This window comes from Streptococcus panodentis (genome assembly GCF_017884005.1).
Lineage (GTDB): Bacteria > Bacillota > Bacilli > Lactobacillales > Streptococcaceae > Streptococcus > Streptococcus panodentis.
The window spans coordinates 1-19,751 of sequence record NZ_QFAY01000007.1 but is presented as its reverse complement, the minus strand read 5'-3'; the positions used below and the strand labels follow the sequence as shown (position 1 = coordinate 19,751).

Genomic DNA, 19,751 nt, shown 5'->3' with positions numbered 1-19,751 from the left:
AATAGAGCAGTGTTCCACTGTTAAAGGAGAAAAACATGGTAGCAGCAGTTACAGACGCGAATTTTGCAGAAGAAACAAAGGATGGTCTTGTTCTGATTGACTTTTGGGCAACCTGGTGCGGTCCCTGCCGCATGCAGGCACCGATTTTGGAACAGCTGGCTGAAGAAGTCAGCCAAGATGAGCTGAAAATCCTCAAAATGGATGTGGATGAAAATCCAAACACAGCTCGTGAATTTGGCATTATGTCTATTCCGACCCTTCTTTTTAAGAAGGACGGCCAAGTAGTCAAGCAGGTGGCTGGTGTTCATACCAAGGACCAGATCAAAGCCATTGTTGCAGGATTAAGCTGATGAAGAGGGCTTGGAGCTCTCTTCTTTTTCTGTCTGCATTGCTGATGTGCTGGATGCGGTCTGCCGCCATTTCTGATCCAAATTAGGGTCTAAAAACTTGCAAAAGCTATCTTGTCCGCTTAAAAAAACAAAGATGACGGTATACTCTTCGGCCATCTCTTCAAACTAGGTCCGCTCTAATCATCCCTCAGACAGTTAGAGTCAGTGCGAAGCTTGGTTTTGATTTTCAAAGAGTATTAGATTCTACCTCTCTTTGTGGTATAATAGAGCTAGCACTTGAAGGAAAGGGATTTTTCTATTGAATAATGTACTGAACCGCTATTGGCAGCAGTTTGACTGGTCCGGTCTGGCAGATCAGCTTTTCTCCAAACTGGTGTCGCTGCTTTTACTGCTGCTGCTCTTTTATATCGCTAAGAAGCTGCTGCATGTTTTGGTTGCCAAGGTTATCGCTCCGTCACTGAAACTGTCCAAGCAGGATATTGCCCGGCAGAAGACCATCACCCGTCTGATTGAAAATCTGCTCAACTACGCTCTTTATTTTCTGTTGATTTATTGGATTCTGTCTATTTTGGGACTGCCGGTCTCCAGTCTTCTGGCTGGAGCTGGGATTGCCGGGGTCGCAATCGGCATGGGGGCTCAGGGCTTTCTGTCGGACTTGGTCAATGGTTTCTTTATCCTCTTGGAGCGCCAGCTGGATGTGGGAGACAATGTCCGTCTGACCAATGGTTCTATCAATATTGCCGGCACAGTCGTCAGCGTGGGGATTCGGACAACGCAGGTGCGGGATGCTGATGGGGCGCTCCACTATGTGCCTAACCGCAATATCACAGTTGTCAGCAATCTTTCCCGCGGCGACATGCGGGTCTTGATTGATATTCCGATTTATGCCCAGACAGATTTGGATGAGATTTACCGCATTATTTCTAAGGTTAATGATGAAGCAGTTCCGGAACATCCGGAAATTCTCAAAAGCCCTAATATTCTCGGGCCGCAGATGGCCTCGAACGGGCAATTCAACTTTCGCATCAGCATGACGGTCCAAAGCGGTATGCAGACGTCTATCTACCATATTTTTTACCGTCTTTATCATGAGGCGCTTTTAAAAGAGGGGATTGAACTGCCTACACTGGGGCCGGTAAGCAAAAGCAAATAACGAACAGATTAGAAGAGGTAATTATGAATCAGCAAACCCAGCAAGAAATTGTCACTGATGACGGTCTTGTCTATCGCCTAAAACGTCCGCTCCACAAGCAAACCCTGTTTTGGACGACTCTCGTATCGGGCATTGTTATCTTTCTTTTGTCCCTGCTCAGCCTTCTCTTGGTCGTGACCGCCATTGGTCTGGTGGAGGAAAATGACCACCTCAAGGAGCTGACGGGCTATCACCATTCTTCCTTGGACAGCTACTCGGCTTACCCTTTTGAAAAGAAGGTTGAATTTTCTGACGGCCTCAGAGTAACGGTCCATTCGGCAGAAGCCGACAGCAGGCGCGTTATGAGCGATGAGTCGACTGGAGTGGCTGTTGTCGTATCGCTGACCCTTGAAAATACTTCCCGAAAGCCGATACTGGTCAGTCCTTATGATTTCAGCCTGTATGACAGGAAAGAGAATGTCTATGTACTGGACGGTTCCACCTTTGACAATGCCCAGATTGGCATGAATCTGGCACCAGGAAAATCCACCAGTTTCGACTTGATCTTTGATGGCGAGGACGGCGATGAAGCTGCCTACACCGTGGTCTATGAGAATGCCAAATGGGTCAAGGAACCATCCAATAAAAAGAATAAAGACTAATGATTCTGCAAATCAAAACAGCCGGCGTTTCACATTTCCAAATCATTGAAACGCTTTCGTATCTGATGAAAGGAGCCAGGCATGAAAGAATATAGCAGCAGGCAGGAGCTGATAGACAGCATTGAGGAGAAGCTGGGTAAGTATTTGGCCGAGTTTGAGGACATTCCTGAGGATTTGAAGCATGTCCGGGCAGAAGGGGTAGACAAGACCCCCTCGGAAAATCTCTCCTATCAGCTGGGATGGGTCAACCTTCTCCTAGACTGGGAGCAGCAGGAACTGGCCGGCCAGCAGGTGGAAACACCGGCCCCCGGCTACAAGTGGAACAATCTAGGCGGCCTCTATCAGTCTTTTTATGAGACATACGGCGGCTTGTCTTTGGCCGAGCAGGCCGAGCAGCTAAAGGCTGCAGCAGGGCAGGTCTGTACTTGGCTTGCGACCCTGTCTGATCAGGAATTTTTCGAGCCAGAGCAGCGAGCCTGGGCCACCACCAAGGCCCGCTGGCCCCTCTGGAAATGGGTTCATATCAATACCGTAGCCCCTTTCACCAACTTCCGGACCCAAATCCGCAAGTGGAAACGGCTGACGCTTAACTGAAAAAAACAGGACAAGGCTTGAAGAAAAACTTCGGGTCTTGTTTTTTTCTTGACACTGACCTTAGGGGAGGGTATATACTAGTGAAAAACAGAAATGGAGATCATAATGCACATCAATCTCATTCGCTCGGATCAGGTTTATCAGGAGCTGCTCAATCTACCCTTGGAAAAAAGAGAAGGCTGTTTTCGGGCCAGACTGTTAGCACCCTTTGCCCCTAAATATCAAAGGCAGCACATCCCCTTGAAAGCGAAGCAAGCCGGCGGCTTTGATGCCATGACCTTACTTGGTTTTATGAACCAAATGCCGGGAAATTTGACGGAAAAAGACAGGCCGGCTGTGGAGGCTATCAGCTCAGACCGGCTTTGGCAAGATTGTCAGGAGACTATCCAGAGGGCTATCGGCCTCTTTGAACAGGCGGGCTATAATTTAGAAGTTCAGGATTATCATTTCACTATCTTATTGGGCAATCCAGAGAGCCGGATGCTGCAGCTCAATCAAGGCTACAGCGGCGACGGTGGGATTCCGGGCTATCTCATGCTCAGTCTGCTGCCCAATGACTATACTTTGCCGCGTATGCAGGCAGCGCTGGCGCATGAGTGCAACCACAATGTCCGCTTCCAGTTTATCAAATGGAACCAGCAGACGACCTTGGCAGATTGGGTCGTCAGTGAAGGCTTGGCCGAATCTTTTGCTGCGGAGCTCTATGGCGAGGAGCTCATCGGACCTTGGGTCACTTCGACGAGTCCAGAGCAGCTAGAGGAAATCAAGCCCATCATCTCCAGCCAGCTTCAGCTGACGGGCATGATGGAGATGTCGCCTTATCTTTATGGTGATGAAATTGCAGAGCTGCAAGGCCAGCTGCCAGTCGGCCTGCCTTATGCTGCGGGCTATGCTTATGGCTATCATCTGATACAAGCCTATCTGAAAAAGACTGGCAAGAGCATTATTGAGGCCACAGTAACGCCGACAGAAGAAATTTTAGAGGCGACTAAAGACTTTTGGAAATGACACATTTTTGCTTGAAAATCTACCAGAACCTGATATAATGTAGGTGATTTCTGGAGGTATCAGTATGCATTATAAAAGAGTAGAATTGAAAGTCACAAATCAAGGTATCCATGAGCGCAAAATTTTTCAAGGTGTTAAGATTTTCAGCCGCAGCAAGCTGTCCAAAGATCAGAAAAGTATTCTAACGCAGAAGGTTTACCTGACACCGAAGCAAAACATTGTTTACTATCAACGCACAGATGTCAACTATGAGCAGAACTGGCATCATAAGAAGGATTATTATGAACTAACTTATGGCCAGTTGGACAGAGAAACTGTCTTTAAGGTTTGTCAAGATTTTGACGAACTAAGCCCTTTTCTGGAGAATGAGCTTCTTGAGAAGCTAAAAGAAAAGCAGGCAGCAGGCAAATTTTTTGAAAAATTAGATATATAAAAATCCGGCTGCTTTGATAAGCAGTCGGATTTCTTTAGATTCGTGTTAAATGGTAATTGAATCTTCTCTTTTTTAAGTTTCTTTGAAGTCGATAAAAACAAGACAGTTTTCATCAAAAGATAGTCGTTAAACAAAAATATAGATAACTGTGCCACGTCGTCTATGTTGACATCTTTGAAAAATGAGCGTATAATCAAGAAAAATGATTGAGTGCTCACTCAATTCGTGAATAAACAAAGGAGCTCATGAAATGGTTGTTCAAGCAATACAGTATAGTCGTTTCGGTGATGAAGAAGTGCTAGATTTGGTGAACATTAAATCTGATGTTTTGGAAGTGAATCAAGTTAGGGTAGAAGTTTATGCAGTTGGTTTAAATCCTATTGATTATAAGACTTTTGAGGGGGCAAAGCCTCTCCGTTTTCTATCTTTTATGACGAAACTAAAGCAGCCAAGTCGTTGGTTTGAGTCAAAATCATCTCTTTTTCCAAGAGGTGTTGGTCGGGATTTTGCTGGAGTTATCACAGAAATCGGTGAAGGAGTAAGTCGGTTTGCGGTAGGTGATAAGGTTTTTGGAACAATGATCAGTGACCCTGGATTGGGAACCAAGAGGGGAGCTTTGGCAACAGAAGTTTGTGTCAATGAATCGGAAATTGTGTTGAAACCAGAGATGATTAATATGAATCATGCTGCTACTATGGGGGTAGCCTCTCTAACAGTGGGAGGTGCTTTTAGAAAAATTGAGTTAAGTTCTAAAGATGTTGTAGTTATTTCAGCAGCGGCAGGTGGTATTGGAAGTATTGCAGTACAGTATGCAGTTGCTAAGGGTGCAACAGTTATCGGAATTGCAAGTAAGAAAAATTCAGAATATCTGAAGTCTTTAGGTGCTATACCAGTAGCTTACGAAGAGAACATCCAGAATGCTCTTCTATCAGCAAGTCCAAAGCCAATTACAAAATTCTTGGATTGCTATGGAAGTGATTACGTTAAGTTAGCTTTTAGTCTAGGTTTGAAGGGGAGTGAGATCGGAACGCTAGTACCTTCACCATATGTTATGATAAGAGGAGCTCAGTTCACAGGTCCGAGACATTCCACATATGATGATTTTAAAGTTCTAGCGGAAATGGTCTCAGATGGGAAGGTTCGGCTGAATATTGATCAGGTTTATGATTTTTCTCTAAAGTCAGTTAGAGAGGCATATCGTAGTCTGAAGTTGGGACACGCTCGAGGTAAGAAAGTCGTAAAAGTAAGAGGGTAGCAGGGAGGTGCCAGCAATGGAAAGTTTAGAACAAAAGTATGCCCAGACATTAGAAAATAGCAATTTGAGTTTAAAACAACGTCAAGTACTGTTATCAAGTTTAAAGTTATTTTCAGAAATTGGTTTTGAAAATACAACAGCAAGCCTTATTGCCAAGGAGGCTGGAGTTTCAGAAGGGACCGTTTTTAGTTACTTTAAAACCAAGGAAGGAATATTAGAAGCTATTCTGTCGACTTTTCTCGAACAAGTTATTCCAGATGTGATTGCTGATTTTTCTGAGAAGAAATTTACAGCAAACCAAGAGAGTTTTCCAGTGTTTTTGAGAAGCATAGTTCGAGATAGACTAGTTTTCATTCAGGAGAATCACATGCAAGTTAAAATTCTCTTGAGTCGTTCTTTTATTGATAAAACTATTTCTGACCAGTTAGGGAATGTTATTGTTCACTCTATCATTAAGCCAATTAGTCCAGTTCTGAATCAGTTTAAAGAAAATGGTGTTATCCGAGATTGGTCAAATGAAAGAATTGTTCGTTATATTCTAGCCTTGAGTCTTTCTTATGTTATTCCAATGATGTTAAATGATAAGGAAGATGTGAACATAGATGAAGCAGTAAACGAAATTGTTGACTGCCTATCTTCTGCCTTAGTAGAAGTAAAATAAATCTTGATTTTTAAGCTTACTATTAAAAATAGTGAGCTTTTTTAAAACCAATATAAAAATCCCCAATCGGAGTGATTGAGGATTGAAAAATAAATTGAAACAATAGCTTAACTATCATGGCCTTGGCTACATTTTTAAAAGTTGTTTTAGCTGTCTTGAGGAGCTTGATACTGATGTCCTCGAGTCGACCATAGTATACTGCCATCTATTCATCTGATAAGAGGGATTTTATCATCCAGATATTCATAGCTGGGTGGCCGGCGGCGTTAGAAAGTGGTTCTTGCAGTGCTGTAAAACCATAGTGCTGATAGATGGCCACGGCCGTAGCCAGTTCAGTAGAGGTTTCTAGATAAAGCTGTTCATAACCAGCTAGGCGGGCTTCCTGAAATATCCGCTTTATCAACCTGCTGGAATAACCTTTGCCACGGCTATTTTTAGTGACATACAGTTTTTGTAATTCAGCAATCTTATCGGACACAGGTGCAAAGCCACCGCAGCCAACCAGCTGATCTTCATCTTCCAGAACAAAGTAAGCTGCTCTCTCTTGCTGTTGATAGTAGTCGGCCAAATGATCTAGATGAGAATCAAAGTAGACAGTTCCTGGTTTGTCAAGCCCGAATTCTTCTAGGCTAGCTCGAATGAGCTGCGCTACAGCTAAATTGTCTCTCACTTCCATTGGCCGCAAGTTCATGATTTGTCCTCCGATAGGATGTATCAATTAATTAAACAATACCTTGTGCAATCATAGCGTTTGCTACGTTTTCGAAGGCAGCGATATTTGCTCCTGCAAGGTAGTCTTTGCCAAGACCGTATGTTTCAGCAGTTGTTTTAGCTGTGTTGAAGATGTTGGTCATGATGTCTTTGAGGCGTCCATCAACTTCTTCACGGGTCCATGACAGACGTAGGCTGTTTTGGCTCATTTCCAGAGCGGATACGGCAACCCCGCCGGCATTGGCAGCTTTGGCAGGACCGTAGTAGACACCGTTTTCCTTGTAGACAGCGATAGCATCCAGGTCGCTCGGCATGTTAGCCCCTTCTGCCACACAGAAGACACCTTGAGCGACCAGGCGTTTTGCAGCGTCACCGTTGATTTCGTTTTGAGTCGCACATGGCAGAGCAATGTCGTATTTCTCTGCATAAGTCCAGACAGACCCTTCGTGGTAAGCAGCCGTTGCTTTTTCAGCAGCGTATTCAGTCAAGCGGGCACGGCGTTTTTCTTTAACATCCACAAGGAGGTCAAAGTCGATTCCGTTTTCATCAATGATGTAGCCGTTTGAGTCAGAGACGGAGATAACGGTTGCTCCAAGCTCGGTTGCTTTTTGCAGGGCGTATTGGGCAACATTACCAGAGCCGGAAATGACCACTTTCTTGCCGGCAAAGCTTTGGCCGTTGGCTTTGAGCATTTCCTCAGCATAGTAGACCAGACCGTAGCCAGTTGCTTCCGGACGGATCAGGCTGCCGCCGAAGCCAAGCGGTTTACCGGTCAGGACGCCGGCATCGAACTGTTTCAAACGCTTGTATTGGCCGTAGAGGTAGCCGATTTCGCGTCCGCCGACACCGATATCACCGGCCGGTACATCCAGAGATGGGCCGATATGCTTTTGCAGCTCTGTCATGAAGCTTTGGCAGAAGCGCATCACTTCAGCATCCGTCTTGCCTTTTGGATCAAAGTCAGATCCGCCTTTACCACCGCCGATAGGAAGTCCGGTCAGGACGTTTTTAAAGATTTGCTCAAATCCGAGGAATTTCAAGATCCCTTGGTTTACAGTTGGGTGGAAACGAAGTCCGCCTTTATAAGGACCAACTGCTGAGTTAAATTGTACGCGGTAACCACGGTTGACTTGTACGTTACCTTCGCGGTCGACCCAAGGGACACGGAAGCTGATGACGCGCTCAGGCTCAGTGATGCGGCCCAAGATGTTTTCTTCGATGTATTCCGGGTGCTTTTCAAAAACCGGTTCCAAAGTGTTGAAGAATTCTTCAACCGCCTGCAGGAATTCAGCCTCGTGGCCGTTGCGGGCCTTAACAGTTTCAAAAGTGCTTTGGATATATTCTTTAGCAGTTGTCATAGGGTTCTCCTTTTAGTGAATAGTCAGCCCAAAAGCAAGGCTCAGGGCGGGTTTGCAATGGTAAAATAGATAGGAAGATTCTAAAAAAATCCATGTCATATTTTATTACATGGACCATTATAGCAGACTTTTTCTTTCTTGTAAAGAAAAAAGTTGAATTTTCTAAAAATTTCCACAATTCCGCTTTCTGAAAAGTTTCAGAAAGCGGATAAGCACGGGCTTTGGCAGATTCCAAATTTATTGGACAGGAGCTGCCTGCTGGCCGAACGATGAGCATTCACATCAAGCGGCGAATGGAAAGTCTGGCTGGAAGTGCCGGCGGCGCAGCCAGCAGGATAGGCTGCACCAGCCTCTGTGCCCGTAACCTTCCTTTTGCGCTCTGTTCTTTTTGGATTCGGGCTGAAAAGGGGGGCAGACTGTTGGAGTTCATGCTGCTTGAATTTACAATAGAAAGAGAATGAGGCTGTTAAAAAAAGCGATTCAGTGATATAATATAGATGATACAAGATGATAACTGTATTCATAGCCTAGGCTGAAAGCCTTCTTACAGAAAAAAGGAGTTTGACTATCATGACATCAACGAAGACCCGTATTGCCGGATTTGACTTTGACAACTGCCTCATGAATGCGGCTGGAGTAGCCTGTATGACAATCGCAGAGCTGGAAGCCGTCAAAGACTCTGCGGCCGGAACTTTTGTGACTAAGACGGCGACTTTGGACTTCCGTGCTGGCAATCCGGAGCCCCGCTATCAGGATGTGCCGCTGGGCTCCATCAACTCCATGGGCCTGCCCAATCAAGGATTGGATTATTATCTGGATTACTTGCTGGAACTGCAGGAAAGAGAGCCAAGCCGCACCTTCTTTCTCTCGCTGGTCGGCATGTCGCCCGAGGAAACCCATACTATTCTGAAGAAAGTTGAGGCCAGTGATTTTCAAGGCATCACCGAGCTCAATCTCTCCTGTCCCAATGTCCCCGGCAAACCGCAGATTGCCTATGATTTTGAGACGACAGAAAGGATTTTAAAGGAAGTCTTCGCCTATTTCACCAAGCCGCTGGGCATCAAGCTGCCGCCTTACTTTGACATCGTGCACTTTGATCAGGCAGCTGCTGTTTTCAATCAATTCCCGCTGGCCTTTGTCAACTGTGTCAACTCCATTGGAAACGGCCTTTATATTGAGGATGAGTCAGTGGTGATTCGGCCGAAAAATGGCTTCGGCGGCATTGGGGGCCAGTACATCAAGCCGACCGCTCTGGCCAATGTCCATGCCTTTTACCAACGCCTGAATCCGGAAATCCAAATCATCGGAACCGGCGGTGTCCTGACCGGCCGCGATGCCTTTGAGCATATCCTCTGCGGAGCCAGCATGGTGCAGGTGGGGACTACCCTTCATAAAGAAGGCGTGGCAGCCTTTGAGCGGATCACCGCAGAACTCAAGGCTATTATGGAAGAAAAAGGCTATGAAAGCCTGGAAGATTTCCGAGGAAAATTGCAGTATATTGAGGAGTAATCTCCTATATAAGAGTCGTTGTGATTTGAAATAAAGAATATGGCTGGGTTGATGGTCATTAGGACCCAGCTTTTTCATATCAATTTGAAGAAAGTTCTAATCAAATTGCTATAATTTCGACACCTTTTATGAGAGAATAGACGCAAAGAAATGAGGTGTTTTTATGGCAGAAATCTACTTGGCTGGCGGCTGCTTCTGGGGCTTGGAAGAGTATTTTTCCCGCATTGAGGGTGTGGAGGAGACGACGGTGGGCTATGCCAATGGGCAGGTGGAGTCGACCAATTACCAGCTGATTCATCAGACGGACCATGCCGAGACGGTACAGGTCATCTATGATGAAAAGCGGGTCAGTCTGCGGGACATTCTGCTCTATTATTTCCGGGTCATTGATCCGCTGTCTGTCAACAAGCAAGGCCATGATGTCGGCCGCCAGTACCGGACCGGCCTTTACTATACAGATGAAGCGGATCGGCCTGTCCTAGAGCAGGTCTGTGCGGAGCAGGAAAAGCAGCTGGGGCAAAAGATTGCTGTTGAGCTGGAGCCTCTGCGCCACTATATTCTGGCCGAGGGCTACCATCAGGACTATCTCAAGAAAAACCCTGGCGGTTACTGTCATATCAATGTCAATGATGCTTACCAGCCCTTGGTCGATCCAGGTCAATACGAGAAGCCTACAGATGCGGAACTAAAAGATCAGCTGACGCAAGAGCAGTATCAGGTGACTCAGAATAGTGCGACAGAACGGCCTTTCCAAAATGCCTATTTTGATTCGTTTGAGCAAGGGATTTATGTGGACATCACGACTGGCGAGCCGCTCTTTTTCGCCGCTGACAAGTTTGAATCCGGCTGCGGCTGGCCGAGTTTTACTCGGCCCATTGCCAGAGAAGTCATCCGTTATTATGAGGACAGGAGCCATGGCATGGAGCGTATCGAAGTGCGCAGCCGGTCTGGCCATGCCCATCTGGGTCATGTCTTTACCGACGGTCCGGCCGACCAAGGCGGCCTGCGCTACTGCATCAACTCAGCCGCTCTGCGCTTTGTTCCCAAGGAAGAAATGGAAAATGAAGGCTATGGCTATCTGCTCCGCTATATGAACGGAGATTGAAGAAAGCTCTCTTTTTGAGATTTCTTCAATCTTTTTTTAGAAAATCCTCAAACAAATGTTTTGTCAGGCAATCAAGAACAAAAAGTCTTGCACTATTGCCGCAGGCTTGTTATAATAGCTAAAATCTCTTGAAAGTAAGAGTTGGGAAAGTAGGGGAAATGCAATGAAAGCTTTTAAAAATGTCAATCTGGTGACCTGCGACAGTGATTTTCATGTCTATCGGGAAGGGCTTTTAGTAATAGAGGGCGGCCGCATTGTTTACTGCGGCGGCTACAAGCCTGACTGGGAAGCGAAATGTCAAGATGTGGTGGACTATGAGGGGGCCTGGCTCATGCCGGGGCTGGTTAATTGTCATACGCACTCAGCTATGACGGGTCTGCGCGGTATTCGGGATGACAGCAATCTGCACGAATGGCTGGAAGACTATATCTGGCCGGCCGAAAGCCAGTTCACTCCTGAAATGACGACCAAGGCTGTCAAGTTTGCCTTGGCAGAAATGCTGCAGTCAGGCACGACGACCTTTAATGATATGTACAATCCCAATGGAGTCGAAATCAGTCAGATTTATCAGGCGGTTAAGGAATCCGGCATGCGCTGCTATTTTTCGCCGACCCTCTTTAGCTCAGAGAAGGAGACCGCTCAGGAAACGCTGGCTCGGACACGATCCATTATCGAAGCCATCCTTTCCTATCAGGATGACCGCTTTCGGGTTATGGTGGCGCCGCATTCACCTTATACCTGTGACCGGGACTTGCTTAAAGGAAGTGGGGATTTGGCTCGTGAGCTGGGGCTGAAGCTGCATATCCATGTAGCTGAAACGGAGGAAGAAAACCGGATTGTTTTGGAAACGCAGGGCAAGCGGCCTCTGGCCTTTCTCAAAGACTTGGGCTATCTGGATCAGCCGGCGATTTTCGCTCATGGGGTGGAATTTACAGAGCGGGATATTGCTGTCTTGGCTGATTCGCAGGTCAGCATCGCCCACAATCCTATCAGCAATCTCAAGCTGGCCTCCGGTGTGGCACCGGTTGTTGATCTGATCGCAGCCGGCATTTCTGTCGGACTGGCTACGGACTCGGTAGCGTCCAACAATAATCTGGATATGTTTGAGGAGGGACGGACGGCAGCTCTGCTGCAAAAGATGCGGAGCAGGGACGCGACTTCTTTCACGCTTGAGCAGGCTCTTAAGGCGATGACGATCGAGGGGGCCAAGGCTCTTGATATGGCGGATCAGATTGGCAGTCTGGAACAGGGCAAGCAGGCTGACTTTCTGGTCATTCAGCCCCGAGGCAGGCTGCACCTCTATCCGCTGGAAAATATGCTGTCGCATCTTCTGTATGCGGCCAAAGGCAGCGATGTGAAAGATGTCTACATTGCCGGCCGGCAGCTTGTCAAAGACGGCCAGGTTCTGACAGTGGATGTGGAACATTTGCTATAATCAGTGTTCCTTCTGATGAAAGCCCGCACAACATCAGGAGGCGGAGACAAAAAAGTTTCAGTTAGAAGAAGGATTGGTTCTGATGAAGCTCCAGTCCTTTTTCTTTTAGACTTGTTCGGAAACCGTGTGCTGAGCCAGTTTGCTTTAAGCGGTCGGCACACCAGCAACCGACTCCGTCGGTTCATTGCGAAAGTGGCTGTCTCAGCCTCTGTGAGCAGCCTGCAGCGAGCTACTGCCCGGTTGCTGCTTGATTTTCATTGAGTATGACTAGGAACCGTTGGGCTGAGTTTTTCCTATGAAATTTTTAGGATTATTTTTTAGTTTTTGTTGCGAAAGCGCTTGCAAAAATATTTTAATCTGCTATACTGGTTTTATGGATTGTTACTGGTTGGGCAGGCAAAACCTAAACAAATACGAGATAAAAAGCGGCAGTCTGCTTTCTATTTAGTGTGTGTTTAGGTTTTTTCTATGGAAAAAATAATCGCTTTTAAGGTTTGTCACATTTTAAAGGAGGGTTTCTTATGAACTCAAGATACTTAAAGCTGTCGGCGGTTGCTGCTGTTGCTGCTTTGGCAGCGGCCTGCGGCAGCCGGCCGCGTACTTCAAATGCTATTGACAATATCAGCATCGGCATTCAGGGCTATGAGTTTGGTCCTGCGGTGTCCAAGGTGATTTTGAATTTGAAAGAACCGGTCAGCTCTCTGGATACCTCTAAGGCCAAGCTGTTGACAGCGGGAGTTGAGCGCGCTATCAGCAAGAGCTATCTATCCGATGCAGAGGGGAAGGCCGTCAAGGAAGGACAGAGCAGCGACTATGCGACTCTTGAGCTGCAGGTGAACTACAGCTTTGAGGATCCGTCTGGCAATGCGTCGCCCTTCCACTACAATCTGAGCACTCTTATGAATGAATGGGCCCCAAGCTATCCGGTTTCAGTGAACAATCTAGTAGTCGATCATCAGCAGGCCCTGTCCAAAGAAGCTGATGCTATCAACCATCGGGTCTCTGCTGAGCTAGCGGCCTTTACTAAACGTGACAGCTATTCCGGCAGCTACACCAATCCTCTGACTCAGCAGAAGGAAAAATTGACCCTGAACTATGCGGCCTATGAGCCTAAACAGCTGAAAAAGGGAGCCAAGAATCCGCTCCTCATCTGGCTGCACGGCCAAGGTGAGGGCGGTACGGATACGGACATTACCCTCTTAGGCAATGAAGTAACGGCTCTGGTTCGCGATGACATTCAGCAGCATTTCACAGCGGCTGACGACCGAAAGGAGAGCGGCGCTTATGTGCTGGCGGTCCAAACCCCGACCTACTGGATGGACGAAGGCGACGGGACGAATGGAGCGGGGGCTGGAGTGTCCCGCTATACTGAAATCCTCATGGATACCATCAAGGCCTATGTCCAGTCCAATCCGGACATAGACAGCAGCCGCATTTATCTGGCTGGCTGCTCCAACGGCGGCTATATGACCCTCAATCTGGCTCTGCATTATCCGGACTACTTTGCAGCGCTGGTGCCTCAGGCGACGGCCTACTCTTACTACAGTTTTGAGCGCAATCCGGATGGGACCTATAAAAAGACGGCAGACCAGACGGCCGGATCTGCTGGCTTTGTCAAGGACGGCGGCCTGTATTTTGATGAAGAAAAAATCAAGACCCTGTCTGCCCTGCCCATCTGGTTTGTCCATGCAGCCAATGACCAGATTGTCCAACCGTCTGACTACGCCCTGCCGGTTTACAAAGCCTTAGTGGACAGCGGCGCAGACAACAAATGGTTTTCCTACTATGAGAGCGTCCCAAGTGCAGATGTTGACGGTGTTGACTATTTAGGGCACTGGTCTTGGATTTATTTCTTTAATGATCAGGTAGGCGGCGTTCAGGATGTAGAAAAAGTAAAAAACAGCCCTGCCCTGACGGGGTTTGCAGCCAGCAATGCGGAAAAGGGCGGTCCAGCTGCAGCGACAGTGGGCGGTCAGTCCTACACAAATGTCTTTGACTGGTTAAATAGCCAGCATAAATAAGCAGGAGGAATAAAATGAACAGAAAGTACGCTATGATCTGGATGGGGCTTGCGGCTTTGTCAGCAATTCTGCTCTTGGGCTGCAGTCAGACCAGCCAGCGGCAGGAGAAGCCCCAGTCAGCTGCAAAGCCAGACAAAGCTCGGACAGTCATCACGACAGACGGTGAAGTGGATGATATGGACTCCATGATTCGCTATTTTTACTATGCCAATGAAATGCAGCTGGAGGGGATTGTCCTTACCAGCTCGACCTACCACTATGCCGGTGACAGCAGCAAGGGCATCGAGCCCTATCGCTGGACGGGCACGGACTGGATCTACCAGATGCTGGATGCCTATGAGAAAATCCAGCCCAACCTGGCCAAGCATGCCGAAGGTTTCCCAACAGCCGACAGCATCCGCAAAAATACCAAAATCGGCAATATCAAAAATGTCGGTGAAATGGATGAGGTGACAGAGGGATCGGAATTTCTCAAAGACCTTTTTCTCAATGATGATGACAGACCTCTCTATGTCCAGACCTGGGGCGGGACCAATACGACTGCCCGGGCCCTCAAGTCCATCGAAGAAGCGTACAAGGACAAGTCCAACTGGAAGGATATTCAGGCTAAAATTTATAAAAAGCTGATTCTCTATATCATCTTGGATCAGGATAACAGCTATAAGGCCTACATCCAAAAATCCTGGCCGGACCTGCAGGTCATCAACGACCAGTCCAATTTCTGGCATTTTGCCTATGCCTGGAAGATGCACAGTGTCGAACTCAATACCTATCTGCAGGGGGACTGGAACCGGGAAAATATCCAGAAAGACCACGGTCCCCTGCTGGCTAGGTATGCTCTCATGGGTGACGGCAAGGTGGTGCCCGGTGAGCTAGATGAGGAGCAGCGGGGCAGTGAGGCCTATCTGGCTAAAAATCCTCAGTATCAGAAATATGACTTTATCTCTGAAGGAGATTCACCGTCTTATTTCTATCTCTTTAACAACGGCCTTCAGGACATCAAGCAGCCGACTTACGGCGGCTGGGGCGGCCGTTTCGGTCTGGTCAATGACAAGCTTTATCAAAACACCGTTTTAGACTACAATCCCTACTCCAAGCGCTTTGAGGCGGAATACACCCTGACGCGCTGGTTTGATGATATTCAGCGGGATTTTGCGGCGCGTGCCGACTGGGGCATTGCGGACAGGTATGAGGATGCCAATCATGCGCCGACCGCCAGTGTCAAGGAAGGCAGCCAGCTGACTGCCAAGGCTGGCGACAAGATTAGCCTGACTGGCCAGGGCAGCGATCCGGATAAGAATAAACTGACCTACAAGTGGTGGCGCTATTTCGAGGCCGACAGCTATCAGGAATACCAGGGTACTTCCAAGCCTGTCTCCGATAAGGACAGGAATGAAGGCGGTCTCCAGCTCAGCCTCTACCGAGAACTGGACAAGGGCGAAGTGGTGGATCCCGTCAAGCTGACCGGAGCTGATACAGAGACGGTCTCCTTTACCATTCCCAAGGACGCCAAGAAGGGTGATACCTTCCATATGATTCTGGAAGTGCAGGATGACGGTGCCCATCAGCTGAAAGGCTACCAGCGGGTAGTGATTATGGTGGACTAGGAAGTTTGAATTTTTAAAGAAAAGGAGCAAATCATGAAAGTCAAGAAAATCAGCAGCCTCCTGCTGCTGCTGACGGTCCTGTCTGTAATCTTGGTATCCTGCGGTCAGAGCCAGTCCAAGGAAAGTACAGATCGGACAGTCCGTCAGACAGCCTACGGAGCCGTCAAAGGTGGAGAGAAGGACGGCGTCCTGACCTGGAAAGGGGTTCCCTATGGCGGGGAGACCTCAGGGGAAAATCGTTTCAAGGCGCCCGCAGATCCTGAAAAATGGAGCGGCGAGCGGGATGCGACCAAGTCCGGCCAAGTAGCCCTGCAGTCCTCTGCGGATGGGGTTATCGGCAGTGAAGATGCCCTCAATCTGGACATTTACCGGCCTGATTCTGACAAGGAAAAGCTGCCAGTCCTGGTCTACATCCATGGCGGCAACAATCAGACCGGCAAGTCTGAGGAAATCTCAGGTGCTTCCTTTGTCAAAACGCATGATGCCATTTTTGTATCAGTCAACTATCGTCTGGGCGTTTTGGGCTTCAATCCGCTGCCGGCTCTCAAGACTGGCAGTGATGAGGAAAATTCCGGCAACTACAGTCTTTTGGACATTGCCAAGTCTCTGGACTGGATTCGGGAAAATATCGAGGAATTTGGCGGCGACAGCCAAAATGTGACCGTATCAGGCTTTTCAGCCGGCGGCCGGGATGTCATGGCCATGCTGATTTCTTCTATTTTCAAAGGGAAATTTGACAAGGCTGTCTCCTTCAGCGGCGGGATGACTGTGGCAGACGAAGCAAAGAGTCAGCAGGTCTTTGCGGAGGCCCTGGCACCGCTGGCTGTGGAAGACGGCAAGAAGGGTGATTTGGAGGAGGCCAAGGCCTGGCTCCTAAGCAGGGACAGTGCTGTCAGGGATTACCTGCAGGACTTGGACGCAAAGCGCTTGGCGCCTCTCATGGGCAATGCCGGCATCCGTATGAGCGTTTTCCCCCATCTCTATATGGACGGTGCCGTCCTGCCCAAGGAAGGCTTCGACACGAAAAATTACAATCAGGTCCCTCTGCTCATGCTGACGGGGGAAACTGAATTTTCTCTCTTTGCCTACTATGACAAATACTTTGCCCAGGCCCAGGCAGCCAAGACCATGGACCAGGAGCCGGCAGCCAGTGACTATGCTTTTGTCAATACCTATGGCGGCCAGTTCTACAGTCTTTTCAATGTTCAGGAGTCGGCTGAGAAAATGGCTCCATCTTATAAAGCCTCCATCTATTCGGCGGAGATTCGATTTGGGGAAGATGCTGCAGTGGTCGGTTCGCCTATGTCGACCTTCGGTTCCTACCATGGCGTCTTTGTGCCGCTCTTGGACCGGGATAATCAAAACTACCAGCAGCTGGTTGGTCAGGCTTATGCGTCTAAAGGAGCTCAGGAACTGTCCCAGCTCTTCCAAGATTATCTCTATCAGTTTATCTCAACAGGCAATCCTAACGGCAAAAATCTGCCCCGCTGGCAGGAATGGACGGCAGCCGGAGAGGCGCCGACCCTTTATCTGGATGCGACCAAGGAGCAGGCCAGTGCCCAGATGGGCAAAAAGGACTACAACTATACAGATGTGCTGGAGCAAATAGCGGCTGATACGAGCATCAGTCAAGAGCGTAAGGAGCAGCTGCTGACCCAAGTCCTCAATGGCCGCTGGTTCAGCTACGGACTGGATGAAAAATACGGCAACCTGTCGGACTTTGATAAGAGATAGTATGTGAAGGTTGAGAGAAATCTCAGCCTTTTTAAAAATAATTTCAGAAACCGCTTGCATCTTTTGGAAATTGTGCTATACTTAGTTTATGGATTGTTACTGGTCAGGCAGGCAAAACCTAAGCAAATACGAAATAAAAAGCAGTTTTTGTGCTTTTCTATTTGGTGTATGCTTAGGTTTTTTCTATGCCTCTTAGCGAGGCGAATCCTTAGGATGAGGCTGAGCTTAGAGGCATTGATGCCTAGCCGCAGAGCGGCGTGGGTACTCTTGCTCTTAACGAAACAAGTCCGGAGGATGTCTGGCGGTGGGACAGAACTAAATTTTTAAAAATTTAGTTCCCTTCCCTCTTTTGTTTCTAAGCTCAGGCTGAAAAGGTCTCCCAGACCTTTTCACTCCCAGCCCCGCGAGGATGATTAGGAGCTTTTTGGAGTCTAAAAGACGAACAAAAAGTCCAATCAGCTACCGCGCCAAAAGTTTTTTACCAAAACAAAGCGAGACTGAAAGACTTTTGTCTCAGCCTCAAGGTTGCGGATAAAACTTCCGTTAGGAAGTATCGTTGAGGCTCAGAGCTATTGATGCCAGCGCAGCGAGCTGCTATGTCTCTTAAGACATCAAGATCCTGCCTGACCGGATAAAAATATAAGGAGGTCCATGATGGCTAAAGACTATACAGAATTAGCTCAGGATATTGTAGCCCATGTCGGCGGCAAGGACAATATTAGCAAATTGGTACACTGTGTGACACGCTTGCGTTTTTCTTTGAAGGACGAATCCAAGGCGGACACGGATTATCTGATGAAGCGCGACGGTGTCGTGACGGTGGTCAAGGCTGGCGGCCAGTATCAGGTCGTGATTGGCAACCATGTGCCGGATGTCTATGAAACTGTGCTCAAAGTGACTGGTATTTCAGGCGAAGGCAGCATTGATGCTAATGAGGGCGATGTTATTGAGGGCAATCTTTTTGATCGCTTTATCGCTCTGGTGTCAGGTCTCTTCCAGCCTATGCTGGGGACCTTGTCAGCGGCTGGTATGATTAAGGGTGTAGTGGCTATTCTGGCAGCTGCAGGAGTAGCAAAAACAGATGGCGCTTATGTCGTTCTCAATGCAGCTGGGGATGGTCTTTTCCAATTTCTTCCTTTGATTTTGGCTATTACAGCTGCTAAGCGTTTCAAGATGAATCAGTTTACAGCTTTGGCTATCGGCTTTGCCCTGGTTTATCCCAATATCGCAGCCAGCTTTGCAGCAGATAAGCCTCTGTACACTCTCTTTGCTGGGACGCCGATTGAATCACCGATTAATGCGACCTTCTTTGGCATTCCGATTATTTTCCCTGCATCCAGCTATCTTTCAACGGTCCTTCCGGTGATTGCAGCTGTCTGGGCCGGGGCCAAGATTGAAAAAGGCTTTAAGCAAATTATTCCAGATGTTGTAAAAGTCTTTATCGTACCATTCTTTACTCTGTTGATTACAGTGCCATTGGCTTTCCTTATTATTGGTCCGGTCATGACCTGGGCTTCAGATTTGGTTGGGGCACTCTTTACAGGCATCTATGGTTTCAGTCCGATTCTTTACGGTCTTGTCTTGGGAGCTCTCTGGCAGGTCTTGGTCATGTTTGGTCTTCACTGGGGCTTGGTGCCGCTGGCTATTTTAGAACTGCAGAAGGGTCCAGGGGTCATCCTTGTTGCCTCTATCGCTATCTGTTTTGCTCAGGCAGGATCCTTGCTCAATATCATGATGCGCAGCAAGGAAGATAAGGTTCGTCAGCTTTCTATTCCAGCTTTCATCTCAGCTCTTTTTGGTGTGACAGAGCCGGCTATTTACGGTATCACTCTGCCGATGCGGATGCCTTTCATCATGACCTGTATTTCCGGTGCGCTGACCGGTGCTTATCTGGCCTTCTTTGATGTAAAAATGCAGGTGATGGGAGGGATGGGACTCTTTGCCATTCCATCCTTTATCGAAGCTGGCAACAGCATGACTTTGATTCACTTCCTCATTGCAATTGTGCTCAACTTCGTACTGGGCTTTGGCTTGACCCAGCTCGTCAAAATTCCAAATCTTTTTGGCGATTCATCTGAAATGAGGCTGAGACAAAAAGTTTCAACTCATGAAAAAGGGATAAGGTCGGTTTAAGATCTTATCCTTTTTCTAGTTTTGAGCCATTTTCTTGCTCAGT

General features: G+C 47.8%; 17 protein-coding genes and 1 pseudogene. 16 read left to right on the top strand and 2 right to left on the bottom strand.

Annotated features, from left to right (window positions below; translation table 11 throughout):
* Positions 1 to 35: 35 nt before the first annotated feature.
* The 8 genes from trxA to DHL47_RS04275 all read left to right on the top strand — a co-directional run bounded on the left by trxA (position 36) and on the right by DHL47_RS04275 (position 6,095).
* Positions 36 to 350, top strand: a complete 315-nt coding sequence (gene trxA, locus DHL47_RS04310; RefSeq protein ID WP_128834635.1) for a thioredoxin — start codon at positions 36 to 38, stop codon at positions 348 to 350.
* Positions 351 to 639: 289 nt separating this feature from the next.
* On the top strand, positions 640 to 1,503 hold the full coding sequence (locus tag DHL47_RS04305) for a mechanosensitive ion channel family protein (RefSeq protein ID WP_128834632.1): 864 nt from the start codon (positions 640 to 642) through the stop codon (positions 1,501 to 1,503).
* A 23-nt stretch (positions 1,504 to 1,526) separates the two neighbouring features.
* Positions 1,527 to 2,144: a DUF4352 domain-containing protein gene (locus DHL47_RS04300; protein ID WP_209551021.1), complete on the top strand. Its 618-nt coding sequence runs from the start codon at positions 1,527 to 1,529 to the stop codon at positions 2,142 to 2,144.
* Positions 2,145 to 2,225: 81 nt separating this feature from the next.
* Positions 2,226 to 2,738 (top strand): ClbS/DfsB family four-helix bundle protein, encoded by a 513-nt coding sequence (locus DHL47_RS04295; RefSeq protein ID WP_209551020.1) that lies wholly within the window; start codon positions 2,226 to 2,228, stop codon positions 2,736 to 2,738.
* Between the two features lie 105 nt (positions 2,739 to 2,843).
* Positions 2,844 to 3,746, top strand: coding sequence for a DUF2268 domain-containing putative Zn-dependent protease (locus DHL47_RS04290; RefSeq protein ID WP_209551019.1), 903 nt, complete (start codon positions 2,844 to 2,846; stop codon positions 3,744 to 3,746).
* A 64-nt stretch (positions 3,747 to 3,810) separates the two neighbouring features.
* Positions 3,811 to 4,179 carry an EXLDI protein gene (locus DHL47_RS04285; RefSeq protein ID WP_209551018.1) on the top strand — a complete coding sequence of 123 codons (369 nt, stop codon included), beginning with the start codon at positions 3,811 to 3,813 and terminating at the stop codon, positions 4,177 to 4,179.
* Positions 4,180 to 4,429: 250 nt separating this feature from the next.
* Positions 4,430 to 5,434 (top strand): NADP-dependent oxidoreductase, encoded by a 1,005-nt coding sequence (locus DHL47_RS04280; RefSeq protein WP_128834624.1) that lies wholly within the window; start codon positions 4,430 to 4,432, stop codon positions 5,432 to 5,434.
* A gap of 16 nt (positions 5,435 to 5,450) precedes the next feature.
* Positions 5,451 to 6,095: a TetR/AcrR family transcriptional regulator gene (locus tag DHL47_RS04275; RefSeq protein ID WP_209551017.1), complete on the top strand. Its 645-nt coding sequence runs from the start codon at positions 5,451 to 5,453 to the stop codon at positions 6,093 to 6,095.
* A gap of 205 nt (positions 6,096 to 6,300) precedes the next feature.
* Here the strand turns inward: DHL47_RS04275 and DHL47_RS04270 are convergent, their stop codons facing one another.
* Positions 6,301 to 6,786: a GNAT family N-acetyltransferase gene (locus DHL47_RS04270; RefSeq protein WP_209551016.1), complete on the bottom strand. Its 486-nt coding sequence runs from the start codon at positions 6,784 to 6,786 to the stop codon at positions 6,301 to 6,303.
* 31 nt (positions 6,787 to 6,817) lie between these two features.
* Entirely contained in the window at positions 6,818 to 8,164 is a 1,347-nt protein-coding gene (gene gdhA, locus DHL47_RS04265) for an NADP-specific glutamate dehydrogenase (RefSeq protein ID WP_209551015.1), read from the bottom strand.
* Between the two features lie 221 nt (positions 8,165 to 8,385).
* Here gdhA and DHL47_RS04260 point away from each other — a divergent pair, with 221 nt between their 5' ends.
* The 8 genes and pseudogenes from DHL47_RS04260 to DHL47_RS04225 form a co-directional block, all read left to right on the top strand.
* Positions 8,386 to 8,625 (top strand): hypothetical protein, encoded by a 240-nt coding sequence (locus tag DHL47_RS04260; protein ID WP_209551014.1) that lies wholly within the window; start codon positions 8,386 to 8,388, stop codon positions 8,623 to 8,625.
* A gap of 109 nt (positions 8,626 to 8,734) precedes the next feature.
* Positions 8,735 to 9,673: a dihydroorotate oxidase gene (locus DHL47_RS04255; protein ID WP_209551013.1), complete on the top strand. Its 939-nt coding sequence runs from the start codon at positions 8,735 to 8,737 to the stop codon at positions 9,671 to 9,673.
* Positions 9,674 to 9,836: 163 nt separating this feature from the next.
* The gene (msrB, locus tag DHL47_RS04250; protein ID WP_209551012.1) at positions 9,837 to 10,778 is read left to right on the top strand and encodes a peptide-methionine (R)-S-oxide reductase MsrB; all 942 of its coding nucleotides are present in this window, start codon (positions 9,837 to 9,839) and stop codon (positions 10,776 to 10,778) included.
* A 163-nt stretch (positions 10,779 to 10,941) separates the two neighbouring features.
* Positions 10,942 to 12,213: a TRZ/ATZ family protein gene (locus tag DHL47_RS04245; RefSeq protein WP_209551011.1), complete on the top strand. Its 1,272-nt coding sequence runs from the start codon at positions 10,942 to 10,944 to the stop codon at positions 12,211 to 12,213.
* A gap of 521 nt (positions 12,214 to 12,734) precedes the next feature.
* Positions 12,735 to 14,234, top strand: coding sequence for a prolyl oligopeptidase family serine peptidase (locus DHL47_RS04240; protein ID WP_209551010.1), 1,500 nt, complete (start codon positions 12,735 to 12,737; stop codon positions 14,232 to 14,234).
* A 14-nt stretch (positions 14,235 to 14,248) separates the two neighbouring features.
* Entirely contained in the window at positions 14,249 to 15,841 is a 1,593-nt protein-coding gene (locus tag DHL47_RS04235) for a DUF1593 domain-containing protein (RefSeq protein ID WP_209551009.1), read from the top strand.
* A 33-nt stretch (positions 15,842 to 15,874) separates the two neighbouring features.
* Positions 15,875 to 17,575 (top strand): carboxylesterase family protein, encoded by a 1,701-nt coding sequence (locus tag DHL47_RS04230; protein ID WP_209551008.1) that lies wholly within the window; start codon positions 15,875 to 15,877, stop codon positions 17,573 to 17,575.
* 654 nt (positions 17,576 to 18,229) lie between these two features.
* A pseudogene (locus DHL47_RS04225) lies at positions 18,230 to 19,645 on the top strand (PTS transporter subunit EIIC); the annotation flags it as partial.
* Positions 19,646 to 19,751: the final 106 nt, after the last annotated feature.

Bases quoted from the DNA above. Each gene is read 5' to 3' on its own strand.
- trxA (WP_128834635.1), top strand. From the start codon at position 36: ATGGTAGCAGCAGTTACAGACGCGAATTTTGCAGAAGAAACAAAGGAT.
- DHL47_RS04295 (WP_209551020.1), top strand. From the start codon at position 2,226: ATGAAAGAATATAGCAGCAGGCAGGAGCTGATAGACAGCATTGAGGAG.
- DHL47_RS04285 (WP_209551018.1), top strand. From the start codon at position 3,811: ATGCATTATAAAAGAGTAGAATTGAAAGTCACAAATCAAGGTATCCAT.
- msrB (WP_209551012.1), top strand. From the start codon at position 9,837: ATGGCAGAAATCTACTTGGCTGGCGGCTGCTTCTGGGGCTTGGAAGAG.
- DHL47_RS04235 (WP_209551009.1), top strand. From the start codon at position 14,249: ATGAACAGAAAGTACGCTATGATCTGGATGGGGCTTGCGGCTTTGTCA.
- DHL47_RS04290 (WP_209551019.1), top strand. From the start codon at position 2,844: ATGCACATCAATCTCATTCGCTCGGATCAGGTTTATCAGGAGCTGCTC.
- DHL47_RS04240 (WP_209551010.1), top strand. From the start codon at position 12,735: ATGAACTCAAGATACTTAAAGCTGTCGGCGGTTGCTGCTGTTGCTGCT.
- gdhA (WP_209551015.1), bottom strand. From the start codon at position 8,164: ATGACAACTGCTAAAGAATATATCCAAAGCACTTTTGAAACTGTTAAG.
- DHL47_RS04270 (WP_209551016.1), bottom strand. From the start codon at position 6,786: ATGAACTTGCGGCCAATGGAAGTGAGAGACAATTTAGCTGTAGCGCAG.
- DHL47_RS04255 (WP_209551013.1), top strand. From the start codon at position 8,735: ATGACATCAACGAAGACCCGTATTGCCGGATTTGACTTTGACAACTGC.
- DHL47_RS04245 (WP_209551011.1), top strand. From the start codon at position 10,942: ATGAAAGCTTTTAAAAATGTCAATCTGGTGACCTGCGACAGTGATTTT.
- DHL47_RS04280 (WP_128834624.1), top strand. From the start codon at position 4,430: ATGGTTGTTCAAGCAATACAGTATAGTCGTTTCGGTGATGAAGAAGTG.
- DHL47_RS04300 (WP_209551021.1), top strand. From the start codon at position 1,527: ATGAATCAGCAAACCCAGCAAGAAATTGTCACTGATGACGGTCTTGTC.
- DHL47_RS04275 (WP_209551017.1), top strand. From the start codon at position 5,451: ATGGAAAGTTTAGAACAAAAGTATGCCCAGACATTAGAAAATAGCAAT.
- DHL47_RS04230 (WP_209551008.1), top strand. From the start codon at position 15,875: ATGAAAGTCAAGAAAATCAGCAGCCTCCTGCTGCTGCTGACGGTCCTG.